This window comes from Halomonas sp. I5-271120, assembly GCF_030553075.1.
Taxonomy (GTDB): domain Bacteria; phylum Pseudomonadota; class Gammaproteobacteria; order Pseudomonadales; family Halomonadaceae; genus Onishia; species Onishia taeanensis_A.
Window position 1 is genome coordinate 1,651,611 of record NZ_CP130701.1, and the last position, 22,063, is coordinate 1,673,673.

A 22,063-nucleotide genomic window follows, 5' to 3' on the forward strand; every position below is an offset into this window, starting at 1 on the left:
CATGTGTAAAAATTGAAAATTTCATATATCCATCAAAGGTTAGACCTTAAAAGCGTTCGAATGACCGCATGATTGCTGCCTGAGCCTGTGAGGCTTGAAGCACTTCCGCGTTTCTCAACGTCACACTGACATCAATACTCTGGGATATATTCTGCCCGGAACCATTACTGACAACGGCACTGATGATGGCATTTCTGGTGATATTATGAAGTGCCGCCGTAAAGCTGCCTGCATCTGAAAAAGCCACCCCTGAAAAGTCTGCAAGCCCTGCCAGGTTGAATGTCTTTGGGGCAACCTGAGTAACGGACGTGCCATTAGGGCTGATGCTGGTGACATTGGGTGACAGGTTGGAAATTTCCTCTGAGACGACATTGATGCCGGACTGGCTAAAAGCCAATTGAGTCTTCATGCGAACCATGCCATCGATTTTGGTCTGCAAGGTCGCACCGAAGTCCACATCAACACCGCCAATCGAGAAGCCACCACGCAATTCTTCCATATCATCCAAGGGGATGATGTCTGCATGGGAGTTCGTATAGATATCTTCATCAAGCGGTGACGTAGTTGCCTCGTGCAGAATCAAGCTCTCTGCTTCCACTGTGGCAGGCACTAACACAAGGCCTGCCAATACCAACGCTGTCAGGGCGCTTCCATGCAACTTGCGATAGCCCCCCTTTTTGATGCTCCTTGACGCTTCCATGGTTTGCCACTCCTGTAGTGATAAACCGCTGCTCAGTAGTAAGGGGCCTGGTTAATAGCCAGTTACATCGTAGATAACTAGCGCCCCAGCTCATTGCGCCCCGGCAGCGGCAACATGGCCGAACCGATCGCCGAGCGCTGCATACCTCTTTGGAGAGGAGAATCTGGTCTGACTTGCCAATCACGATCGTTATTGAAATACTGTTTTGCCAGCAGCATGTCTTCGCGAGCGCCTAGCACGGTTCCCGTCCATAGCGTCTCGAAATGTTCCTTGGGAACCACCACGGTGCCAACCGCCGGATCGCCGACCAACACGTTACCGTCGTCCATTCCCTTGATCACCACGAAATGCTTGTATCCGCCCGTATTGATCAGGGTAATGGCAGGTAATCCAATCCCGATAAAATCTTCAAGTTTCACACGGAAACCATCAGAATTAAGACCCTGTGAATCCAAGTACTGCTTCATGTCAAGCATGGAAAAGCCATAGGTGCGGATCTTATCCACATCACCAAGCTTAATCATCGATTCGAAAACTTCGGCTTCGGAAGTAGGGCGCTCATAATGATAGGTCAGCAATGTCGCGACGGCTGCGGAACCACAACTGAAGTCATACTGCTGACGTACCACGTTCTCCCAACGTAATTCATTGAGACTTTCAGCCTTGACCTGGAAAGAACCGAAGGGGTTGGCAATTGTTACGGGGCCAGCCAAAACAGGTTGAGCCGCTAGACTCAAAAAAGCAGCTATCACTGCTGAACGAAAAAACATCGACATCAAACTCTCCCCCTTTTGATATCATCGCTACCAATCAATGGCGTAACCATCACTGGGGGTTTGCGATGTAAACACTTATACCGACCGCACCACTCACGGCATTGGCATTGCCCGTCGTGATGTTGAACACACCGACACCGCTGTAACTATTCAGGGAGTCTGCCTGGATGTTGACACTACCTGTTACGACATCACCGGAGACATTGAAACTGGTCGTGTCCACCGATGTATCAATGTTCTGGATACTCTGTACATTGGTGAGGTTAATGCCTTCCCGTCCTCTTGCTTCCTGCATTTCTTCCATGCCGAGACTATTACTATCATCGAAGCCGGTAGAGGTAGATGAAGCGGAGGCGTCGGCATAACTCAATTGACTCATACCGGTAGCAGCGACTAGCCCAACACCGATGAGGATTGCTTTGTACCGAGGCAAAGAAACACGGACTGCGCACATGGCCTGGCACTCCTTGCTATGAAGACTCTTGATGAGCAATGGGCTGGCGGAGCAAGCCCCGCCAGCCGTTATCAGTTACTGCTCAGGAGGAGTTCGTTCCGACGTCATGCCGGTCGAACCCAACCCTCAGTTGCCGATGTTGACGTTGCTGTGCGCTGCCACGTTGGTCCCGGCCAGCTGGGAGTTGTAGATCCCGGTCGAGACGTTCATGTTGGCGATGCCACCGAAGTTGCCAGCCGCGACATTCACGTTGGCTGCGCCGGTGCTCAGCAGAGCCGCTCCGCCAGCGCCGCCGGCACCACCAGCTCCACCGTTACCGGTAGCAGCCGTTGCGGCTCCGCCAGTGCCAGTGCCGCCGCCGCCGCCGCCGCCGTTGCCTGCACCGCCGCCGCCGGTTGAGGCAGTTGCAGCAGCGCCGTTACCGCCGGCCCCACCGGTGCCTGTGCCAGAACCAGTCCCAGCACCGGTGCCGTCACCAGAAGAGGCATTCCCGGCTGTCGCACCCGAGCTGGACCCATTGTCAGACCGGCTGGTCTGGGTGCTGCGAGACATATCTTCATCGTTGTAGCTTGAGGCAAGACCACCCGCCATAGAGCCAGAGCCGGCTTCAGATTCGGCTTCGCCACTAGCGCCTAGCCCCATGCCTACGCCCATCCCGCCGGCATCGCCGCCAGCAGCACCGTTACCACCATTGGCATCGGCATAGCCACTCTTGCCACCGGTGCCGTTGCCACCTTCACCGCCAGCACCCAGCCCCAGGCTAATCGCACCCGCATCACCGCTGACGGCGCCAGCACCACCAGCTGCGCCACGGCCACCGGTGACATTGATACGAGAACCTGTCACGGAAGAACTCATATCCTGCAGCGAGATAACGCTGGTGGAAGTGTTGTAGGACTCGCTCATGGACCAAGCGTCACCACCGCGACCGGTAGTACCACCTGCACCACCCAAGCCAGTGCCAGACCCTGAACCGCCAGTACCACCAGCGCCGGCATTCAGACCTGAGGTGTTATTCCTATCGTCCAAGTCCAGGCTGCTATCGGAATCACCGCCTGAGGAGCTGCCCCCAAAGCCCATTCCAAAGCCTCCCCCCCCATTGGCGCTGCCGCTGCTGCCGCCAACTGACGTAGCATTTGAATTAACCGTCTGGTCTGCTCTCTCGGCAACACCTGCACTCGGGTTGGCGTGTGCAGCGGAAATCGCCATTACCAGGGCTAGCATTGATGTACCTGCGATTACATAATTCTTCATGACCGTTTCTCCACTCTGGATATGATCCCTTGCTTCTCGCTGCGAACCATGACTCGTCAAAGAACCTGTAGCGGTCAGTGGCTGGCGACATTCATTCGCAGTCGTTATTCACAGGGCATAATGCGTGCCAGAACTTGTGAAACGGTTTGTAAATCACTGTAAGTATCAGGAAATAAAATCGCGCTAGGCCAGGATACCCCGACACAGCCTTACAAAGCGGGCGTCAGCTGGCTTGGAAAGTGTTTCATCCTTGCAACCCAACGTATGGCAGAGCGCTGGAGTAATCTCAGTTTATTATTTAATTCAATAAATTAAGTTGCTACCACCAATGATGCATTGGTGATACAAAAAGTCGGCGCCTGGCAGACCAGGCACCGACTACAGCCAGGTGGAGAGGGGAAAATCTAGTGGAAACAATGCGGTGAAGAACGTCGTATACTTTTGTAAATAGGCAAGCGACGTCTTCGTAGGGCGTGGCGTTTCAGAGGTGGTTCATGTGCTGATGGATCAGTTCAGCCAGCGTCTCGCTGGCATTTCTGGCGGTCGTATCCAGATGGACCAGGTGGCGGCGCTCTTCTTCGCTGAAGGGCTCGAAGTGCTCAAGCTGACGCTCGAGCACCGAGAGGCTCGCCTCGGATGGATCGCCCCCCAGTCGTGCCCGCTTCTCGATGCGTGACCGCAGGGTAGCCTCGTCGGCCTCGAAACTGATGATCATCACCGCCAGTCCTCGGGCCTCGGCCTGATCCGCCAGCAGTTCACGCTGTGATTGCTTCAGGCAGGTGGCATCGATACACACCGATAGCCCCGCCTCGAACAGAGTGCCGCTGAGACGCGCCAGGTGCAGGTAGGTCCGCTCGGTCGCCTCCGGGGTATAGATATCCACACCCTCTTGTTGGCTATCGGCCTGTGGAGCGAATCCATACAGACGCTTGCGCTCAACATCGGAGCGCAGCCGCACGCCACCCAGGCGCCTGACCATCTCGCCGGTGAACCGGCTCTTGCCGCTACCCGATACCCCGACACCAATCAGCAGGTAGGGGAAGCGGAACTCGCTGTAGCCTTCGGCCAGCAACAGGTGGCGCTGGTACTCAGACCATAGCGACGTCCGCTCATCGTCGGCTAGGCCGGGGTCGGCATAGCGCAGCATGGCGACCTTGGCACGCACCAGGGCACGATAGATCTTGTAGTAGTCCAGTACCCGTACCAGTGCGTAGTCACCCGAGAGCTCCAGGTAACGATTCAACGCATGGCGTGCCAGCATCAGCTCGCCGCGAGCCTCCAGATCCATTAACAGGAAGGCCAGATCACAGCCGACATCGTTCCAGCGCAGCGCATCGTTGAACTCGATACCATCAAACAGCAGCGCCCGGCCCTGATGGCGCACCGCATTGCCCAGATGAATATCTCCATGCGTCTCGCGCACGAAACCATCGCGATGGCGCTCGGCAAACACCGGCGCCAGCCGTGCTTCCATCTCGTTGACCCGCTCCTTAAGCGCATTTAGCCGCTCGCCATCGTCAGGACCGGGCAGCCGCTCGCCGATCAGCGAGAACTCTCGGGCCATGATCTCACGGGTCGAGTCGGCGCTCCCATGGTGGCTCGCCGTCTCGATCCTGTCCGCCTGCTCGTGAAAGTCGACCAGCTGATCGACCAGGTCGTCGAGCAGCTCCATCGACAGCTCACCTTCGGCCTGCAGGTTGCTGAACAGGTGACGGTTGCTGAACTGGCGCATCTTCACCGCATACTCGAAAGGCACACCGTCACCGTTGAGGCGAGGGGCCTCCGGCGAACCGCAGACCGGCACCACGTCCAGGTACAGACTCGGCGCCAGGCGCCGATTGAGGCGCACCTCCTGATCGCACAGAGCGTGGCGTTTTTCCAGTGTCGAGAAATCCAGGAAGCTGCCGAAATCGACCGGCTTCTTGATCTTGTAGGCATAGTCGCCGGTCAGCAGGATCCATGAGATATGCGTCTCGTGGATCTCGATATCGCCCACCGGATGGTCATAGCAGGCCGCCTGGCGGAGGGCCTGGATCAGGACATCGCTCACCGAGATGCCTCCTCAGACTTTGTTCATGGCGGCAAAGGCACGCTCGGCGCCATCCAGGGTAGCCTGGATGTCTTCCGGGGTATGGGCGTTGGACATGAAGCCGGCCTCATAGGCCGAGGGCGCCAGATAGATGCCCTCGTCGAGCATCAACGAGAAGAAGCGGCGGAACGCCTCGGCATCACAGGCAGTAGCCTGAGCGAAGTTATCGACCCGCGACTGGGCGGTGAAGAACAGCCCGAACATACCGCCGGCCCGCTGAGTGATCATTTCGATGCCGGCAGCATCGGCACGAGCCTGTAGGCCGTCGCAGAGCGTATCGACGCGCTGGGTCAGGGCGTCATGAAAGCCCGGTTCCTGAATCTTGGTCAGCAGCGCAATGCCCGCCGCCATGGCCAGCGGGTTACCGGCCAGCGTGCCGGCTTGGTAGACCGGCCCCAGGGGGGATAGCTGCTCCATCACCTCACGCTTGCCGCCGAAGGCACCCACCGGCATACCACCGCCGACGATCTTGCCCAGGCAGGTCAGATCCGGGGTCACCCCGAAGTGCGCCTGTGCGCCACCCTTGGCGACCCGGAAACCGGTCATTACCTCATCGAAGATCAGCACGCTCGAATGGCGGTCGCAGACCTGGCGCAGCGCCTCGAGGAATCCCTCCTGCGGGGGAATGCAGTTCATGTTGCCGGCCACCGGCTCGACGATGATACAGGCCACTTCGTCGCCGATTTCTTCGAAGCAGGCTTCCACCGCATCGATATCGTTGAAGGGCAGAGTCACAGTGTGCTCGGCAAGCGAAGCCGGCACGCCCGGCGAGCTCGGCACGCCGTGGGTCAGGGCGCCGGAACCGGCCTTGACCAGCAGCGAGTCGGAGTGGCCATGGTAGTTGCCCTCGAACTTGACGATCTTGTCACGCCCGGTATAGCCACGCGCCAGACGGATCGCCGACATGGTGGCCTCGGTGCCCGAGTTGGTCATGCGCACCATCTCGATGGACGGCATGATCTCGCAGATCAGCTCGGCCATGCGGGTCTCGATGGCCGTCGGGGTACCGAAGGACAACCCCATCTCGAGGCGCTCTCGCACCGCGCCCAGCACGTCCGGATCGGCATGCCCGGTGATCATCGGCCCCCAGGAACCCACGTAGTCGACGTAGCGCTTGCCCTCGACGTCATGCAGGTAGGCGCCCTGGGCGCGCTCGATGAACACCGGCGGACGATCCATGCCTTTGAAGGCACGAACCGGCGAATTGACGCCGCCCGGAATGTGGCGACAAGCCTGTGCGAAGAGCTCTGCTGAGGTGGTCATGGAAGCCTCTCGGGTCTGATGCAGCGAATTTTGTGGATAAGTCTCTGGACACTGCGGATAACTTTCGGTGAGTGCCCTGTGGATAAGCTATGAATCAAGCGCTGCCGTGGCCAACTGTCGGTTCAGCTCGCTGACGCGCGCCTCGGGATCCTGACCGCCGAAGACCGCGTCGACGGCGGCGGCGAGATCGGCACCGGCCCGGCGCAACGCGGCGATGTTATCGGCCCTGACGCCGCCGATCGCCACCCGCGGCAAGCCAAAACGCCCGGCCTGCTCAAGCAGCGATAGCGATGCCGGCGACGCGTATGGTTTGGTGCGGGAGTCAAAGAACCGCCCAAAGGCCAGGTAGGACGCACCCTCAGCCACGGCCCGCTCGGCGAGATCCAGCCGATCGTGGCAGGTGACACCAACGATCGCGGAAGGCCCCAGCCGATAGCGAGCCTCGTCCACATGGCCATCCTGCTGGCCAAGATGGACTCCGACTCTCCGGTGGCCGGCCGAACGCAGGCGAGCGGCAAGCGCCAGGTCATCATTGATGATCAGCGGAACCTCACTCGCCGCACAGCGCGCCGCCAGTTCGCTGGCCTGGCGCCAGCGCTTCTCGCCGTCGTCGGACTTGTCCCGGTATTGCAGCAGTGCCAAACCACCGCGCAGCGCTGCCTCACAGGCGTTCAGGAGGCGCTCGTCATCCGGCAGCAGGGCCGCGTCGGTAATGGCGTAGAGGCCACGGGTCCAGTCAGGCTCGATCATCGTCACTCCGAAGTGATGGCAGGGCTAGGATGGCGCCACAGGCGGCGTGGCAGCGTCTGCCTATCAGCCGGGCGCCAGCCATGGCGTAGCGTCTGCCAGGTGTATTCCTGAGCCAGCTCACAGGCTTGAATCAGGCTCTCACCGGCCGCCAGATGAGCGGCCAGGGACGCGGCCAGGGTACAGCCAGAGCCATGAAAGCTGCCGGCCAGGCGCGGCCATTGCCACTGACGGCCATTGTCCGGCGTATGCAGGGTGTGGACAACCTTGTCGACGGCGCTCCCCGCCGCCGGCGCATCGGTCCCGGTCACCAACACCGCTTGGCATCCTGCGGCCATCAGCGCGATGGCGCGATCGGTATCATTCTGCCAACAGGAGTCGGTAAGCCGCGCCAGCTCGTCCCGGTTTGGCGTCAGGATATCCACCAGCGGCAGCAGCCGTTCATGAAAGGCATCGATCAGCTCGGCGGAGCTCAGCTCGCGCCCGCCGCCGGCGCGCAGCACCGGATCGACCACCACCGGCACGCCGGGATAGCGACGCACGATATCGACCACCGCATCCAGGCTCTCGAGATCCGCCACCAGTCCCACCTTGATCGCTGAGACCGTGAATTCGCTCAGTGCAGCGGCCATGGCACGCATGTCATCGCCGCGACAGGGCATCACAGCGCTGACATCGCGACTGTTCTGCACCGTCAGTGCCGTGGGGATGGTAAGCGGCCAGGCCCCGCAGGCGCCGATGGTCTCGGCATCCGCGGTTAGCCCGGCGCCGCCGCTAGGGTCGTGACCGGCCAGCACCAGCACCACCGGCAGCTGGCGGGTGTCATGCAGTCCATATTCGTTGGCATCGGGCATCAAAATGGCTTGACCACCGCCAGGATCACCACCAGGACCAGCACCACGACCGGCGCTTCGTTGAACCAGCGGAAGAAGACGTGAGATTTCTGACAGGTGCCGGCGGCCAGTTTCTTCATATAGGCCAGGCACACGTGGTGATAGCCGATCAGCAGCACGACCAGGGTCAGCTTGGCGTGCATCCAGCCCTGGCTCATCAGCCCCGGCACCATCGCCAGCATGCTCGCACCAAGCACGATCACGGCGATCATCGACGGCATCATGATGCCGCGATACAGCTTGCGTTCCATGGTGGTGAAGTAGCCGATCGCCTGCTCATCGCCGGCATCGCGGGCCATGGCGTGATAGACGAACAGGCGCGGCAGGTAGAACAGCGCAGCAAACCAGGTCACTACGGCGATCAGGTGAAGGGCCTGAATCCATAAGTACATACACCACTCCTCATAGGTCATCGCAGGGGTAGCGGCCCGCCGGGCCACGCCCGCTCACGGCGTGTAGCGATAGTAGTTCTCGATGCTCTCACGGGTGATGATACCGGAAATGCGCCGCTTGATCGGCCCCATCGAGGTTTCAACGTAGAGCGCATCGACGCGCGCTTCGTTGAGCCGATCCAGCGCCTCGCTGAGGGTTGCCTCGAGATGAATTGGCGCCATGTCCAGACGCTGGCCGGGCACTTCGAGCAGGTCGATCTGCTGCTCCTTGGCCCAGGCCTCATCGTCAAGCAGCACCCGGGCCAGATCCGCGGCCTTGAGCGCCAGGGTCGGCTTGTCGTCCCTTGAGCGCACGATCACCACCCAGGCCGGCTTGGCATGCAGCAGCGCCTCGGCTTCCTCGCGGCTCACCATGCGCTGGCTGCGTACCAGGCTGCGCTCCATTACCGCCGGCACCGAAACCCGTGACAGCGCCTGCGCCAGCGGCTGCTGCAAAGGATGCAGGCCATGGCGGGTCAGATTGATGAAGAACCCCTCGCAGCGACACAGGCGACGGGCGGTGAGCCCTGAAATGACCACCGCCAGCATGCCGGGCAGGATGATATTGGGGTTGTGGGTCAGTTCGAGCAGCGCCATCAGTGCCGCCAGCGGCGCCTGCAGCACCGCGCCCATCATCGCCGCCATGCCGAGCATGGCAAACAGCGACGGGTCCGCCGCCGCCGCGGGCCACAGCCAGTGGCCGAGCAGACCGCATAGCCCTCCGGCGGCAGCGCCAGACACCAGCACCGGCCCGATGATGCCGATGGGAATACCGCTGGCCACGGTGAGCGCGGTCAGCCCCAGCTTGGCGAGCGCCAGGGCTACCAGCACGCTCACCGCCAGCTCGCCGTCCAGGGTGGCCGCCAGGCTGTCGTAGCCGATGCCCTGCACTTCGGGGTACCACCAGGCCACCAGTCCCGTGGCGAGCCCCACCAGGGTCAAACGCACCGCGACCGGCCAGGCAGCAAAGCCTGTCGTGAGTTTGGCCAGACGAATGAAGCCGCCGGACAGCAGGCCGATACCCAGCGCGCTGACCAGAATCCAGGAAAGGTTGAACCAGGAATCCAGCGCCACACTCGAGCCCTGGAAGGCCGGCTCGGTGGCGTAGACTAGCTGGGCGACGACCGCTCCCATGCTGGAGGCCAGGATCACCGGCATGAAGCCGGCGATGGTGTACTCCATCATCACCACTTCCATGGCGAAGATGACTCCGGCGACCGGCGTATTGAAGGAGGCGGAGATGCCCGCCGCGGTGCCACAGGCGACAAGCACCCGCAGACTGTTGTGGGGCAGGCGCAGACGCTCGCCGATGCCGCTGACCGCCGCCGCGCCGAGATGGATCGCCGGCCCCTCGCGACCGGCGGAAAGCCCGCCGAGCACCGAGGCCACCCCGACCCACCACTGGTTGATCCAGTTGCGCATCGGAAAGCGTCCCTGATGATAGGTCAGCCGCTCGATCACATGCCCGACACCAAGCTTGCGTGCCGCCGGGGGCTGTCGCCACAGGCCCACCCCAATCAGCGCGACCGCCGCCAAGGGCAGAAGCGCACGAAACCAGGCAGGCAAGCCCTCGAAGGCCTCCGAATCGGCCCCAGGCATGAAGGCCAGCGCCCCCAGGTCCAGCAGCAGGCGAAAGCCCACCATCAGACTGCCGGTGGCGAGCCCGGCGATTGTCCCCAGCACGCACAGCTGGGGAAGGGCATCGACGTTGGCCAGTTTGCGACGGAAAGTCGCAAGGCTCAGATCGGGAAGATGAGGGCGTGGCACGTCGGCGCGTCCTTGACCAAGGGGCCCATGGTGGGGCCGGGATTCCACCTGTCATTGTCTGACATGTGTATCATATCGGGACCATCTCTTCAGACTCGACCGCATCGAGGTCGACCCAGTACCCAAGCCAGCACCTAAGGAGGGACATCGTGATCAAGGTGGGCATTGTCGGAGGCACCGGCTATACCGGCGTCGAACTGCTGCGGCTGCTGGCCCAGCATCCTCAGGTCGAAGTAGCGGCCATTACCTCGCGCTCTGAAGCGGGGCTCGCCGTGGATGAGCTCTACCCCAATCTGCGCGGCCACTATCCGGGCCTCGTCTTCACCGCCCCGGACGCCGAGCTGCTGGGCCGCTGTGATGCGGTGTTCTTCGCCACCCCGCACGGTGTCGCCCATGCGCTGGCCGGCGAGCTGCTCGAGCGCGGTACCCGGGTGATCGACCTGTCCGCCGACTTCCGCCTGGAAGACGCCGAGGAGTGGGCCGCGTGGTACGGCCAGCCCCACGGCGCCCCCGAGCTGTTGGACGAGGCCGTCTACGGACTTCCCGAAGTCAATCGCGAGGCAATCCGCCAGGCACGCCTGATTGCGGTGCCGGGCTGCTACCCCACCGCCGTGCAGTTGGGGCTCCTGCCGCTGCTCGAAGCCGGCCTGATCGATATCGAGCATGTGATCGCCGACTGCAAGTCAGGCGTCACCGGGGCCGGGCGCGGTGCCAAGGTGGGCTCGCTGCTGGCCGAGGCCAGCGAATCCATGAAGGCCTATGGCGCCAGCGGTCATCGCCACCTTCCCGAGATCCGCCAGGGCCTGGGTCGTGCGGCCAAGAGGCCGGTGGGCCTTACCTTCGTGCCCCACCTGACGCCGATGATTCGCGGCATCCATGCCACCCTGTACGGACGGCTGACACAGGAGCCTGACGATCTGCAGGCGCTGTTCGAGACCCGCTTCAAGGACGAACCCGCCGTCGATGTCATGCCCGCCGGCAGCCACCCGGAGACCCGCAGCGTCAAGGGCAGCGACATTTGCAGGCTGGCCGTACATCGTCCCGGCGATGGCGACACCGTGGTGGTACTGTCGGTGATCGACAACCTGGTCAAGGGCGCCTCCGGCCAGGCCATCCAGAACCTCAACCTGATGTTCGGCTTCGACGAAATGACCGGCCTCCAGGCGCCGGCGCTGATGCCCTGATTCCCCTCCCCATGGGCGAGGCACGGGTACAAGTTGCCGTAAGGGTCTTTTTCCAGGGAAGGAAAAAGTAGCGTACAGGGAGGTATTCACAGCGCCCTTGCGGCATCTTGTGTCCGGTATGCTTCGCCCAATCCCTAACAAAGTTGACCCTTTTGCTGGGGATTGGGGATAATCCCCACATCAACCCCATTCCATCAACCGCGGGAGAATCTCCATGAGCGGTGCCGAATCCTTTGACCCCGGGTCCCTCAAGCCGATGCAGCTGTCCCAGAGCGCCCAGCGGCGCCTACGTGGGCTGATCGCCGAAGAGGGCAACTCCGCACTCAAGCTGCGTGTCTACGTCACCGGCGGTGGCTGCTCAGGCTTCCAGTACGGTTTCGATTTCGCCGATGATGCCAGCGATGACGATACCCTGATCGCCTTCGACGACGTCGCCATGATCGTCGACCCGCTGTCCTACCAGTATCTGGTCGGCTCCACGGTCGATTACGAGGAAGGCCTTGCCGGCGCCCGCTTCGTGATTCAGAACCCCAATGCCACCAGCACCTGTGGCTGTGGCGCCTCCTTCATGGTGTAAATCACCGTCAAAATGGCGCATTTTTCTTCAACTTGACGCTTCCCCGGGAACTCGCCATTGTTAAGGGCGTGTTCCGTAAACAAAATTTCCAAACGGGGAACCTCATGTCAACACTGCATAAAAAAGCCTCTCTGCTTTCCTCTCTTGCCCTCGGCCTTGGCATGTCCACCCTTGCCAGCGCCGCCGACCAGCCGACCCTCGATGTGGTCACCGACCCGAGTTTCGTGCCCTTCGAGATGATGGATACCGACTCCGGCAAGATGGTCGGTTTCGATATCGACATCATCACCGAAGTCGCCGATCGCGCCGGCTTTGATGTCAACCTGAACACCATGGACTTCAACGGCATCATCCCGGCGATCCAGACCGGTAACGTGGATATCGCCATCGCCGGCATCACCATTACCGACGAGCGCGGCGAGATCGTCGACTTCTCCGATCCCTACTACGATAGCGGCCTGCGCATCATGGTCGCCGCCGACAACGATAGCGTCAGCACCATCGACGACCTGGCTGGCATGACCATCGGCACCAAGATCGGCTCAACCAGCTACGACTACCTCACCGAGAACCTCGGCGACGAGGCAACCATCACGCCCTATCCGGGCAGCTCCGACATGTACATGGCCCTGCTCGGCGGCAGCGTCGATGCGGTCTTCTACGATGCCCCCAACGTCGGCTACTTCTCCAAGACCCGCGGCGAAGGCCGAGCCAAGGTCGTGGGACCACTCTATGAAGGCCAGCAATACGGCATCGCCCTGGTCAAAGGCAGCGAGTGGGTCAAGCCCGTCAACGATGCCCTCGCGGCCATGCGTGAAGACGGCACCTACGACGAGATCCACGAAAAGTGGTTTGGTAGCGCCGAATAATACGGCCAGCCGGCGCTGTGTCTGAGACGTTTGCGAACGGCCAGACATGGCTCAGTCGCAGGGGGTCGAGTCACTAGGCTCGACCCCTTTGCGTAGCGCCCTCGGCAACGCCTTCTTTACCCCCTCTATTTGACGAAGCTTCTGGACGGGAGATCCCTCGTGGACGTCACCTTTCAATTCGACTGGCAGGCCGCCATATCCTCGATTCCCTACTTGCTGACGGGGATTCCCTACACCCTGCTGATCTCTTTCGGTGGTCTCGCCATCGGCTTTCTGATCGGCATCCTGTTTGGCCTTTTGCGCATCAGCCCGGTCGCTTGGCTGCGCATTCCAGCCATCGCCTATATCGAGATCTTCCGCGGCACGCCGGTGCTGGTGCAGGTGCTCTTCATCTTCTATGGCCTGCCGCAGATCATCGGCGGTCCGGTCAATGCGCTGGTGGCCGGCATCGCTGCCATCGCAGTCAACTCCGGCGCCTACATCTCGGAAATCGTGCGCGGCGGCGTGCAGTCCATCGAACGCGGCCAGCGAGAAGCTAGCCTGTCGCTGGGCCTGTCGCGTACCCAGTCGTTCCGCTACGTGATCTGGCCTCAGGCCTTTCGCCGCATGATCCCCTCGCTTGGCAACCAGGGCATCATCAGCATCAAGGATACCTCGCTGTTCTCGGTGATCGGCGTCGGTGAGCTGGTTCGCCAGGGGCAGATCTACATCGCCACCACCTTCAGTGCCCTGGAGGTCTACCTGATGGTCGCCATGCTGTATCTCGCGATCACCCTGAGCCTCTCGCTGGCCCTGCGCCTGCTCGAGCGCAAGGGACTGGTAGGTCAATAACGCCGGTACACGCACATCGGTACAACTAGGGAACCGATCATGACAGATATCAAGACAGAGCCCGGCGCCGAGCTGATCGTGCGCATGGAGAAGGTCAACAAGTTCTTCGGCAGCCTGCACGTGCTGCAGGACATCGAGCTTTCGGTCAGCCACGGCGAGGTGGTGGTGATCATCGGGGCCAGCGGCTCTGGCAAGTCCACCCTGATCCGCTGCATCAACGGCCTAGAAGAATTCCAGCACGGCCATATCGAAGTCGACGGCAACGAGTTGCTGCCTAACGGCAAGAGCAGCAAGTCGCTGCAGACCATCCGCACCGAGGTCGGCATGGTCTTCCAGCAGTTCAACCTCTTTCCGCACCTCAGCGTGCGCGACAACGTCACCCTGGCACCGATCAAGGTCCGTGGCAGCAGCAAGACAGAGGCCACCCAAAACGCCGACCGACTGCTTGAACAGGTCAACATCGCCGACCAGGCCGACAAGCTGCCAGGTCAGCTCTCAGGGGGCCAACAGCAGCGTGTGGCGCTGGCCCGTGCCCTTGCCATGGAGCCAAGGCTGATGCTCTTTGACGAGCCTACCTCGGCCCTGGACCCGGAGATGATCGGCGAGGTACTGGATGCCATGCGCGAGCTGGCCAAGGCCGGCATGACGATGATGATCGTTACCCACGAGATGGGCTTTGCCCGGGAAGTGGCCGACCGCGTGATCTATATCCACCAGGGTCAGATCGTCGAGCAGGGCAAGCCGGAAGACGTGTTCGACAACCCGCAGAATGAACGCACCCAGAGCTTCCTGGGCCGCGTGCTCAAACACTGATCGTCGGATTTAACGCATTGCCAATCTTCCAGTAATCGCTCAGGTACAGCTACAAAAGACCTGATAGTGGCACCTCACAGGGCCTGTCGACTTCTCGACAGGCCCTTTTTTTGGGTTGTGGACAAGATTTTTTCACACAGGCCCCAAATCCTTCCACGACCGCCGGCATCAGCGTCTTCGCGGGTATCGGTTTCGCATGTTGACCGCCGCGGTAACAACCCAGGCTAGGCTCGGTGGATAACCTTGGGTCATTTGCAACTGTGGACAAGGTGCTCTTTCGTCCACAGGCTCACGACAGACTGTACGCACGCCCTCCGCCGTTTTTCACACGATCGGTCAACATTTCAGGGAACTGATAAATATGAGGATATCTTGGTTTTCCACAGAAAGTGTCCACACCAGTAGTTACTACAACAACAGAACTTCTTTCTTATTTAATCTGTATTTTATATAGAACCCTCGCTCAAGCGGCTGGCTGAGAATCCGGGTGTGGAAAACCCCTGACGGTTACCCACAGGAGGTTTATACTGTGCCGCTGCTTTCTCACCCCGTCGTTTGACGACGGTTATGGACACGGCGCCATCGGCGCCATTCGAGGTGCAACGTGGATTACCCCGACCGTTTTGACGTCATCGTCATCGGCGGAGGCCATGCGGGAACCGAAGCCGCCCTGGCCTCTGCTCGCATGGGTGCCAAGACCCTGCTGCTGACCCACAACATCGAGACGCTGGGCCAGATGTCCTGCAATCCGGCCATCGGCGGGATCGGCAAGAGCCATCTGGTCAAGGAAATCGATGCGCTCGGCGGCGCCATGGCGCTCGCCACTGACCTGGGTGGCATCCAGTTTCGCCGGCTCAATGCCCGCAAAGGCCCCGCCGTTCGCGCTACTCGTGCTCAGGCCGACCGGGTCCGCTACAAGGCGGCGATTCGCGGCATGCTGGAAAACCAGCCCAACCTGACCATTTTCCAGCAGGCGGCCGGCGACCTGATCGTTGATGGCGACACCGTACGCGGCGCGGTCACCGAGACCGGTATCCGCTTCCTCGCCGAGAGCGTGGTGCTGTGCACCGGGACCTTCCTCGGCGGCGTGATCCATATTGGCCTCGACCAGAGCCGCGGCGGTCGCGCCGGTGACGCACCGTCCAATGCTCTGGCAGAGCGCCTGCGGGCGCTGCCGTTCAACGTGGCGCGCCTGAAGACCGGCACACCGCCGCGGATCGATGCCCGTACCGTCGACTTCACCGATCTCGAAGAGCAACCCGGCGACAGCCCGGTTCCGGTGATGTCGTATCTTGGAAACCGGGAGATGCATCCCGACCAGGTCAGCTGTCACATCGCGCATACCAATGAGCGCACTCACGAGATCATCTTCGCCAACCTCGATCGGTCGCCGATGTATTCTGGCTCCATCGAGGGGGTCGGCCCGCGCTACTGCCCGTCCATCGAGGACAAGGTGCACCGCTTCGCCGACAAGGCGAGCCACCAGATCTTCATCGAGCCCGAGGGCCTGGATACTCACGAACTCTATCCCAACGGGATTTCCACCTCGCTGCCCTTCGACGTGCAGCTCGAGGTGGTGCGCTCGATCAAGGGCTTGGAGAACGCGCACATCACGCGTCCGGGGTATGCCATCGAGTACGATTTCTTCGATCCCCGCGATCTGAAGCACACCCTGGAAACCAAATTTGTCCACAACCTGTACTTCGCCGGCCAGATCAATGGCACCACAGGCTACGAGGAAGCCGGCGCCCAGGGGCTGCTGGCGGGCCTCAACGCCGCACGCCGCGCGCAAGGGCTCGAAGGCTGGTCACCGCGCCGCGATCAGGCCTATCTCGGGGTGCTGGTCGACGACCTGATCACCCTGGGGACTCAGGAGCCCTATCGCATGTTCACCTCGCGGGCCGAATACCGCCTGCTGCTGCGTGAAGACAACGCGGACCTGCGCCTGACCGAGATCGGTCGCGAACTGGGGCTGGTGGATGACGCCCGCTGGGAGGCCTTCACCACCAAGCGTGAGGCCATCGAACAAGAAGCCGAGCGTCTCAGGACGAGCTTCGTGCAGCCGGGCAGTGATGCCGCCGCCATGCTCGAGGCAAAAGTCGAGAAGCCGTTGACCCGCGAATACAGCCTCACCGAACTGCTGCGTCGTCCCGAACTCGAGTACGCCGATGTCGCCGGGCTTCCCGGGATAGCCGGTGAGCCGGTCGAGGATCCGGCGGTAGCCGAACAGGTGCAGATCCAGACCAAATATCAGGGCTACATCGATCGTCAGCAGGAAGAAATCGACAAGCTCAAGCGCCACGAGGCGACGCCGCTTCCCGCTGAACTTGACTATCAGCGCGTCGAGGGGCTCTCGCATGAGATCCGCCAGAAGCTCGAAGCCGCTCGCCCAGAGACCCTGGCCCACGCCGCGCGTATCTCCGGGGTGACCCCGGCGGCGGTGTCGATCCTGCTGATCCACTTGAAGAAGCGTCGCCTGCTGGATGACAGTCAGGCGGTGAGCGCATGAATCAGGCCCTGGTCAACGCCGTGCCCGAGGCCGTGGCGGCTCGGCTGGATGACGGGCTCGCGGCCCTCGAGATCGCGCCCGAGGCCGGCCAGCGCGAGCGGTTGCTGGGCCTGCTGGCGTTGTTGCACAAGTGGAATCGCGCCTATAACCTCACCGCGGTACGCTCGCTCGATGATATGGTCACCAAACACCTGATCGACAGCGCCTCGGTGCTTGACCATGTGCACGGCCCGAGACTGCTCGATGTCGGCGCCGGCCCGGGCCTGCCGGGGCTGGTGCTGGCCATTCTCAAGCCGGAGCTTCAGGTTACGCTGCTCGACAGCAACGGCAAGAAGGTCCGCTTCCAGCGCCAGGCGGTGTTCGAACTGGGCCTGACCAACGTCACGCCCAGCCAGGCGAGGGTCGAGTCCTTCGAGGCCACGCCCTTCGATCAGGTGATTTCCCGGGCCTTCGCCAGCCTCGAGGACTTCATCGGCCTGACCGACCCGCTGCTGGCCAAGGACGGTGAATGGCTGGCCATGAAGGGTAAGGCCAGCGACGAAGAGTTGGCCGCTCTGCCTGACGGGGTGACTCTCGTCGAGCGACGCGCCCTGGCCGTGCCTGGCGAGGAAGGCGCGCGCCACCTGCTGACGCTGGCCCGCCGTACCGACTGAGACAGCGCTGCAATGCGACCACCAAGGCTGCCCCGGTTTTCAGGGAGCCGGACCCAGGAAGGATGCCGCTCGTGACCAAGATCATCGCCTTGACCAACCAGAAGGGCGGGGTGGGCAAGACCACCACGGCCGTCAATCTCGCCGCCAGCCTGGCGGCGCTCGACCGCCGCGTGCTGCTGGTCGACCTCGATCCTCAGGGCCATGCCACTATGGGCAGCGGCGTCGACAAGCACGAGCTCGACGGCAGCGTCCTCGACGTGCTGCTTGGCGATAAACGGGCCTCCGAAGTGATCCTGGACTGCCCCGTCGCCGGCTATGCGCTACTGCCCGGCAACGGCGACCTGACCGCCGCCGAGGTGGCGCTACTCGATCGCGAACAGGGCCGCGAGCGCTGCCTGCATAACGCCATCCAGAGCGTGGCGAGCGAGTATGACGTGGTACTGATCGACAGCCCTCCCTCGCTCAACATGCTCACCGTCAACGCCCTGACCGCCGCCCACGGCGTGCTGATTCCGCTGCAGTGCGAGTTCTATGCGCTCGAGGGCCTCTCCGCGCTGCTCGATACCGTCGAGCAGCTGCAGGCAAGCGTCAATCCAAGCCTCGAGGTGCTGGGCATCGTGCGCACCATGTTCGATGCGCGTAACAGCCTGACCCGCGATGTCAGCAAGCAGCTGATGGACTACTTCGGCGATGGCCTGCTCAAGACCACCATCCCCCGCAACGTGCGCGTCGCCGAGGCCCCAAGCCACGGCTTGCCGGTGACCAAATATGCCCGCTTCTCCCGCGGCAGCCAGGCCTATCGGGTGCTGGCCAAGGAGCTGATTCGTCGTCAGCTGATCTAGCCGCCTTAACTGACTAGACCGTAATGTCAGCGAAGTGGCGGTAATGCATGGCCTGACACCGCGCCCGAGTAGCCAATGATGGCTGCGCGGGGGACTGAAATGTTGGATCGATTTCGAGGATTGCCAGATGACGCGTAAGCGAGCCCTGGGACGAGGCCTGGATGCCCTGATCGGTGCCGGTTCCCGCCATCGTTCTCTTCAGCCCGATGAGACTCTTGACGCTGCCGACGGCGAGGCCATGGTGCCGATCGATGCCGCGGAAGATCTCGCCCCGCAGGATCAGGAGCGACTCGAACGCCTGCCGCTCGGACAGCTGACCCGAGGCAAATACCAGCCGCGCCGCGACATCCAGCCCGAGGCGCTTGAGGAACTGGCCGACTCGATCCGCGCCCAGGGGGTGATGCAGCCCATCGTGGTGCGCCCGATCGATGCCAACCGTTACGAGATCATCGCCGGTGAGCGGCGCTGGCGTGCCGCGCAGTTGGCCGAGCTCGACGTCATCCCCGCGGTCATTCGTGAGGTCAGCGACCAGGTCGCCCTGGCCCTGGCGGTCATCGAGAACATCCAGCGCGAGAACCTTAACCCGGTCGAAGAGGCCATGGCCCTCAAGCGCTTGCAGGACGAATTCGAGCTGACCCAGCAGCAGGTCGCCGATGCCGTGGGCAAGTCGCGGGCCCAGGTCGCCAACCTGATGCGCCTTCTGTCGCTGGACCCGGAAGTGCAGACCCTGCTCGAGCGCGGCGATCTGGACATGGGCCATGCCCGCGCCCTGCTGGCACTGTCCGGCGCGGCTCAGCGCTCGGCGGCTCACGAGGTGGTCGACAAGGACCTGACGGTGCGCGCGACCGAAGCACTGGTGAAGCAACTGCTCGAAGGCGCACCGGCCAAGCCCGACAGCCAGCCGCGCTCGACTGACGTGGTGCGCCTCGAGAATCAGCTCGGCGAGCTGCTGGGTGCCCCGGTGAAGATCCAGCACGGGCGCAGTGGCAAGGGCCGCCTGACCATTCGCTATACCAGTCTCGATGAGCTGGACGGCATCCTTGGCCATATCCGCTAGGCGCAAAAAAGCCGTACATTCGGCTTGGCTTCTTTTAGCAAGCTAACGTGATTTGTCGACGTTTAGCGGGCTATTGGTCGTCTACTGAAGCAATATCGTACAAAATCGCGATAGCTTTGGTTGAAGCCGCCAAGGGCCTTCCCTATAATCGCGCCGGAGTTTGTCGTGAGTTTTAGCGGCAAAAACGGACAGACGATAGCGTGAGACGACGCGAGGCAGGGGATTACCGGTGGCAGCCAAGCTCAAGCGACCACCCATTGGACGCCTGCTCGTGGCCCAGAGTCTCATGTTGGCCGTGGCCAGCGCCCTCGGGATGCTGGCCGCCGGGAGCGGCGGCGGGGTATCGGCGCTGACCGGAAGCGCAGTGGCACTGTTGCCCAATGCCTATTTCGTCTGGCGCGCCTTCCGGTATCAGGGGGCAAGACATACTCAAGACATCGTCAAGGGCTTCTATCGAGCTGAAGCCGGCAAGTTTGGTTTGACGGTGGCATTGTTCACGCTGGTGTTCGTGGCAGTGCCTCCCTCAAATCCCGCTTTCTTCTTTGGCGCTTACGTGGCGACGCTGTTGGTGCATTGGCTGGGTCCCTGGCTTTTACGTCGACCGTCGCACACCTGAAATCGAGGCAGAGTATGGCAGGCAACAACCAGACTCCTACGGAGTACATCCAGCACCACCTGCAGAACCTGACCTTCGGGAATCACCCGGAACACGGTTGGTCGATGGCGCATTCCGCTCAGGAAGCGTCCGACATGGGGTTCTGGGCGATTCACCTTGACACGCTCGGCTGGTCGATCGGCCTGGGGGTGCTGTTCCTGTGGCTGTTCCGCAAGGCAGGCAAGGCGGCGACCACCGGGGTACCCTCCGGGCTGCAGAACTTCGTCGAGCTGATGATCGAATTCGTCGACAACTCGGTGAAGGACACCTTCCACGGCAAGAGCCAGCTGATCGCACCGCTGTCGCTGACCATCTTCTGCTGGGTCTTCCTGATGAACCTGATGGACCTGGTGCCGGTGGACATCCTGCCGTTGCTCGCCCAGAAGATCGGGGTGATGTTTGGTGCCGATCCGGCGCACGTCTACTTCAAGGTCGTGCCGACCACCGACATCAACGCCACACTGGGCATGTCGCTGTCCGTCTTCGGCCTGATCATCTTCTACACCATTCGCGAGAAGGGCTTTACCGGCTTCATCGGTGAACTGACGCTGCATCCGTTCAATTCGCCCAACAAGCTGATCCAGGCGCTGTTCGTGCCGGTCAACTTCTTGCTCGAGACCGTGACCCTGCTGGCCAAGCCGGTGTCGCTCGGTCTACGTCTGTTCGGCAACATGTATGCCGGTGAGCTGATCTTCATCCTGGTCGCCATGATCGGGCTGTGGCAGCTGCCGCTGCACTTCACCTGGGCGGTGTTCCATATCCTGGTCATCACCCTGCAGGCCTTCATCTTCATGATGCTGACCATCGTCTATCTGAGCATGGCGGTGGAGAAGCACTAAGCTTCACAACCGATAACCCTTAAACCCTTAACCCTTAACCATTTGACTGAAAACTGGAGAGAACCATGGAAGCACAAGTTCTGGGTATGACCGCTATCGCTGTGTCCCTGCTGATCGGCCTGGGCGCCCTCGGCACCGCTATCGGCTTCGGTATCCTCGGCGGCAAGTTCCTGGAAGGCGCCGCGCGTCAGCCGGAAATGATTCCGATGCTGCAGGTGAAAATGTTCATCGTCGCCGGCCTGCTGGACGCCGTGACCATGATCGGTGTGGGTATCGCGCTGTTCTTCACCTTCGCCAATCCGTTTGTCGGTTAAATTGCGACGGTCTCAAGACCCGTCGTGATCTTAACCCCAAACCTGTGACGCGAGAGGTGCCGGCGTGAATCTGAACCTTACCCTGATCGGCCAGGCCATTGCCTTTGCGGTCTTCGTCTGGTTCTGCATGAAGTTTGTCTGGCCGCCGGTCATGCAAGCTCTGCAGGAGCGCCAGAAGAAGATCGCCGATGGCCTGGACGCTGCCAGCCGCGCGACACGCGACCTCGAGGTGGCCCAAGAAGAGGCCAACGAGACACTGCGTGAGAGCAAGGAACAGGCAGCAGAAATCCTGGACCAGGCCCACAAGCGGTCCAGCCAGATGATCGAGGAAGCACGTGAGCAGGCTCGCCAAGAAGGCGATCGCATGATCACCTCTGCCAAGTCCGAGATCGAGCAGGAAGTGAACCGCGCGAAGGAAGAGCTGCGTGCGCAGGTATCGCGCCTCGCCATTGCTGGTGCGGAGCGTATCCTGGAATCCTCCATCGACGAGAAGAAGCACAGCGAACTTGTCGACAAACTCGCCAAAGAGCTTTGAGGAGGTGACCC

General features: G+C 61.6%; 25 protein-coding genes. 13 read left to right on the forward strand and 12 right to left on the reverse strand.

The annotated features are described in order from the left end of the window. Positions 1–46: 46 nt before the first annotated feature. The 12 genes from Q2K57_RS07350 to Q2K57_RS07405 form a co-directional block, all read right to left on the reverse strand. The gene (locus Q2K57_RS07350) at positions 47–700 is read right to left on the reverse strand and encodes a hypothetical protein (protein ID WP_304526474.1); all 654 of its coding nucleotides are present in this window, start codon (positions 698–700) and stop codon (positions 47–49) included. 77 nt (positions 701–777) lie between these two features. Then, positions 778–1,476 (reverse strand): C39 family peptidase, encoded by a 699-nt coding sequence (locus tag Q2K57_RS07355; protein ID WP_304526475.1) that lies wholly within the window; start codon positions 1,474–1,476, stop codon positions 778–780. Between the two features lie 49 nt (positions 1,477–1,525). Further along, on the reverse strand, positions 1,526–1,930 hold the full coding sequence (locus Q2K57_RS07360; RefSeq protein ID WP_112055665.1) for a hypothetical protein: 405 nt from the start codon (positions 1,928–1,930) through the stop codon (positions 1,526–1,528). Positions 1,931–2,056: 126 nt separating this feature from the next. Continuing rightward, positions 2,057–2,179 (reverse strand): hypothetical protein, encoded by a 123-nt coding sequence (locus tag Q2K57_RS07365; protein ID WP_258396522.1) that lies wholly within the window; start codon positions 2,177–2,179, stop codon positions 2,057–2,059. A gap of 17 nt (positions 2,180–2,196) precedes the next feature. Continuing rightward, on the reverse strand, positions 2,197–2,418 hold the full coding sequence (locus tag Q2K57_RS07370; RefSeq protein WP_112055664.1) for a hypothetical protein: 222 nt from the start codon (positions 2,416–2,418) through the stop codon (positions 2,197–2,199). A gap of 156 nt (positions 2,419–2,574) precedes the next feature. After that, positions 2,575–2,757, reverse strand: coding sequence for a hypothetical protein (locus Q2K57_RS07375; protein ID WP_181463096.1), 183 nt, complete (start codon positions 2,755–2,757; stop codon positions 2,575–2,577). A 908-nt stretch (positions 2,758–3,665) separates the two neighbouring features. After that, the gene (locus tag Q2K57_RS07380; RefSeq protein WP_304526476.1) at positions 3,666–5,234 is read right to left on the reverse strand and encodes a bifunctional aminoglycoside phosphotransferase/ATP-binding protein; all 1,569 of its coding nucleotides are present in this window, start codon (positions 5,232–5,234) and stop codon (positions 3,666–3,668) included. Between the two features lie 12 nt (positions 5,235–5,246). After that, the gene (gene hemL / locus Q2K57_RS07385; RefSeq protein ID WP_304526477.1) at positions 5,247–6,536 is read right to left on the reverse strand and encodes a glutamate-1-semialdehyde 2,1-aminomutase; all 1,290 of its coding nucleotides are present in this window, start codon (positions 6,534–6,536) and stop codon (positions 5,247–5,249) included. 87 nt (positions 6,537–6,623) lie between these two features. Beyond that, positions 6,624–7,286, reverse strand: a complete 663-nt coding sequence (thiE, locus tag Q2K57_RS07390) for a thiamine phosphate synthase (RefSeq protein ID WP_304526478.1) — start codon at positions 7,284–7,286, stop codon at positions 6,624–6,626. 2 nt (positions 7,287–7,288) lie between these two features. Next, positions 7,289–8,137, reverse strand: coding sequence for a hydroxymethylpyrimidine/phosphomethylpyrimidine kinase (locus tag Q2K57_RS07395; protein ID WP_304526479.1), 849 nt, complete (start codon positions 8,135–8,137; stop codon positions 7,289–7,291). Then, positions 8,137–8,568: a protoporphyrinogen oxidase HemJ gene (gene hemJ, locus Q2K57_RS07400; RefSeq protein WP_304526480.1), complete on the reverse strand. Its 432-nt coding sequence runs from the start codon at positions 8,566–8,568 to the stop codon at positions 8,137–8,139. The genes Q2K57_RS07395 and hemJ overlap by 1 nt, the downstream gene beginning before the upstream one ends. A 54-nt stretch (positions 8,569–8,622) precedes the next feature. Then, positions 8,623–10,374 carry a chloride channel protein gene (locus tag Q2K57_RS07405; RefSeq protein ID WP_112055658.1) on the reverse strand — a complete coding sequence of 584 codons (1,752 nt, stop codon included), beginning with the start codon at positions 10,372–10,374 and terminating at the stop codon, positions 8,623–8,625. A gap of 149 nt (positions 10,375–10,523) precedes the next feature. On the opposite strand from Q2K57_RS07405, the gene argC reads away from it, so the two are divergent. The 13 genes from argC (at position 10,524) to Q2K57_RS07470 (ending at position 22,052) form a co-directional block, all read left to right on the forward strand. Next, positions 10,524–11,558 (forward strand): N-acetyl-gamma-glutamyl-phosphate reductase, encoded by a 1,035-nt coding sequence (argC, locus tag Q2K57_RS07410; protein WP_112055657.1) that lies wholly within the window; start codon positions 10,524–10,526, stop codon positions 11,556–11,558. A 214-nt stretch (positions 11,559–11,772) separates the two neighbouring features. After that, positions 11,773–12,135 carry an iron-sulfur cluster insertion protein ErpA gene (gene erpA, locus Q2K57_RS07415; protein WP_112055656.1) on the forward strand — a complete coding sequence of 121 codons (363 nt, stop codon included), beginning with the start codon at positions 11,773–11,775 and terminating at the stop codon, positions 12,133–12,135. Between the two features lie 104 nt (positions 12,136–12,239). Beyond that, positions 12,240–13,004 carry a transporter substrate-binding domain-containing protein gene (locus Q2K57_RS07420; RefSeq protein ID WP_304526481.1) on the forward strand — a complete coding sequence of 255 codons (765 nt, stop codon included), beginning with the start codon at positions 12,240–12,242 and terminating at the stop codon, positions 13,002–13,004. 159 nt (positions 13,005–13,163) lie between these two features. Then, positions 13,164–13,835 (forward strand): amino acid ABC transporter permease, encoded by a 672-nt coding sequence (locus Q2K57_RS07425; protein WP_112055654.1) that lies wholly within the window; start codon positions 13,164–13,166, stop codon positions 13,833–13,835. 39 nt (positions 13,836–13,874) lie between these two features. Further along, positions 13,875–14,648, forward strand: coding sequence for an amino acid ABC transporter ATP-binding protein (locus Q2K57_RS07430; protein WP_304526482.1), 774 nt, complete (start codon positions 13,875–13,877; stop codon positions 14,646–14,648). Between the two features lie 604 nt (positions 14,649–15,252). Next, entirely contained in the window at positions 15,253–17,157 is a 1,905-nt protein-coding gene (gene mnmG, locus Q2K57_RS07435; RefSeq protein WP_304526483.1) for a tRNA uridine-5-carboxymethylaminomethyl(34) synthesis enzyme MnmG, read from the forward strand. After that, on the forward strand, positions 17,154–17,810 hold the full coding sequence (rsmG, locus tag Q2K57_RS07440) for a 16S rRNA (guanine(527)-N(7))-methyltransferase RsmG (RefSeq protein WP_304526484.1): 657 nt from the start codon (positions 17,154–17,156) through the stop codon (positions 17,808–17,810). The genes mnmG and rsmG overlap by 4 nt, the downstream gene beginning before the upstream one ends. A gap of 71 nt (positions 17,811–17,881) precedes the next feature. Then, positions 17,882–18,652, forward strand: coding sequence for a ParA family protein (locus Q2K57_RS07445; RefSeq protein ID WP_304526485.1), 771 nt, complete (start codon positions 17,882–17,884; stop codon positions 18,650–18,652). A gap of 127 nt (positions 18,653–18,779) precedes the next feature. After that, positions 18,780–19,709, forward strand: a complete 930-nt coding sequence (locus Q2K57_RS07450) for a ParB/RepB/Spo0J family partition protein (protein WP_304526486.1) — start codon at positions 18,780–18,782, stop codon at positions 19,707–19,709. Positions 19,710–19,938: 229 nt separating this feature from the next. Beyond that, positions 19,939–20,325: a F0F1 ATP synthase subunit I gene (locus tag Q2K57_RS07455; RefSeq protein WP_304526487.1), complete on the forward strand. Its 387-nt coding sequence runs from the start codon at positions 19,939–19,941 to the stop codon at positions 20,323–20,325. A 14-nt stretch (positions 20,326–20,339) separates the two neighbouring features. Next, complete coding sequence (gene atpB / locus Q2K57_RS07460; protein WP_304526488.1) at positions 20,340–21,203, forward strand: F0F1 ATP synthase subunit A; 864 nt, start codon at positions 20,340–20,342, stop codon at positions 21,201–21,203. A 65-nt stretch (positions 21,204–21,268) separates the two neighbouring features. After that, a complete protein-coding gene (gene atpE, locus Q2K57_RS07465) occupies positions 21,269–21,517 on the forward strand; it encodes a F0F1 ATP synthase subunit C (RefSeq protein ID WP_013334203.1) in 249 nt (82 codons plus the stop codon). Positions 21,518–21,581: 64 nt separating this feature from the next. Further along, the gene (locus Q2K57_RS07470; protein WP_304526489.1) at positions 21,582–22,052 is read left to right on the forward strand and encodes a F0F1 ATP synthase subunit B; all 471 of its coding nucleotides are present in this window, start codon (positions 21,582–21,584) and stop codon (positions 22,050–22,052) included. The last annotated feature ends 11 nt before the right edge of the window (positions 22,053–22,063 follow it).

Excerpts from the sequence above, each read along its gene's own strand:
- Q2K57_RS07350 (WP_304526474.1), bottom strand. The coding sequence starts at position 700 with ATGGAAGCGTCAAGGAGCATCAAAAAGGGGGGCTATCGCAAGTTGCAT.
- Q2K57_RS07395 (WP_304526479.1), bottom strand. The coding sequence starts at position 8,137 with ATGCCCGATGCCAACGAATATGGACTGCATGACACCCGCCAGCTGCCG.
- Q2K57_RS07420 (WP_304526481.1), top strand. The coding sequence starts at position 12,240 with ATGTCAACACTGCATAAAAAAGCCTCTCTGCTTTCCTCTCTTGCCCTC.
- Q2K57_RS07450 (WP_304526486.1), top strand. The coding sequence starts at position 18,780 with ATGACGCGTAAGCGAGCCCTGGGACGAGGCCTGGATGCCCTGATCGGT.
- erpA (WP_112055656.1), top strand. The coding sequence starts at position 11,773 with ATGAGCGGTGCCGAATCCTTTGACCCCGGGTCCCTCAAGCCGATGCAG.
- hemL (WP_304526477.1), bottom strand. The coding sequence starts at position 6,536 with ATGACCACCTCAGCAGAGCTCTTCGCACAGGCTTGTCGCCACATTCCG.
- Q2K57_RS07370 (WP_112055664.1), bottom strand. The coding sequence starts at position 2,418 with ATGCCTCTTCTGGTGACGGCACCGGTGCTGGGACTGGTTCTGGCACAG.
- atpB (WP_304526488.1), top strand. The coding sequence starts at position 20,340 with ATGGCAGGCAACAACCAGACTCCTACGGAGTACATCCAGCACCACCTG.
- hemJ (WP_304526480.1), bottom strand. The coding sequence starts at position 8,568 with ATGTACTTATGGATTCAGGCCCTTCACCTGATCGCCGTAGTGACCTGG.
- Q2K57_RS07355 (WP_304526475.1), bottom strand. The coding sequence starts at position 1,476 with ATGTCGATGTTTTTTCGTTCAGCAGTGATAGCTGCTTTTTTGAGTCTA.
- Q2K57_RS07430 (WP_304526482.1), top strand. The coding sequence starts at position 13,875 with ATGACAGATATCAAGACAGAGCCCGGCGCCGAGCTGATCGTGCGCATG.
- Q2K57_RS07375 (WP_181463096.1), bottom strand. The coding sequence starts at position 2,757 with ATGTCACCGGTGGCCGTGGCGCAGCTGGTGGTGCTGGCGCCGTCAGCG.
- Q2K57_RS07360 (WP_112055665.1), bottom strand. The coding sequence starts at position 1,930 with ATGTGCGCAGTCCGTGTTTCTTTGCCTCGGTACAAAGCAATCCTCATC.
- rsmG (WP_304526484.1), top strand. The coding sequence starts at position 17,154 with ATGAATCAGGCCCTGGTCAACGCCGTGCCCGAGGCCGTGGCGGCTCGG.
- thiE (WP_304526478.1), bottom strand. The coding sequence starts at position 7,286 with ATGATCGAGCCTGACTGGACCCGTGGCCTCTACGCCATTACCGACGCG.
- atpE (WP_013334203.1), top strand. The coding sequence starts at position 21,269 with ATGGAAGCACAAGTTCTGGGTATGACCGCTATCGCTGTGTCCCTGCTG.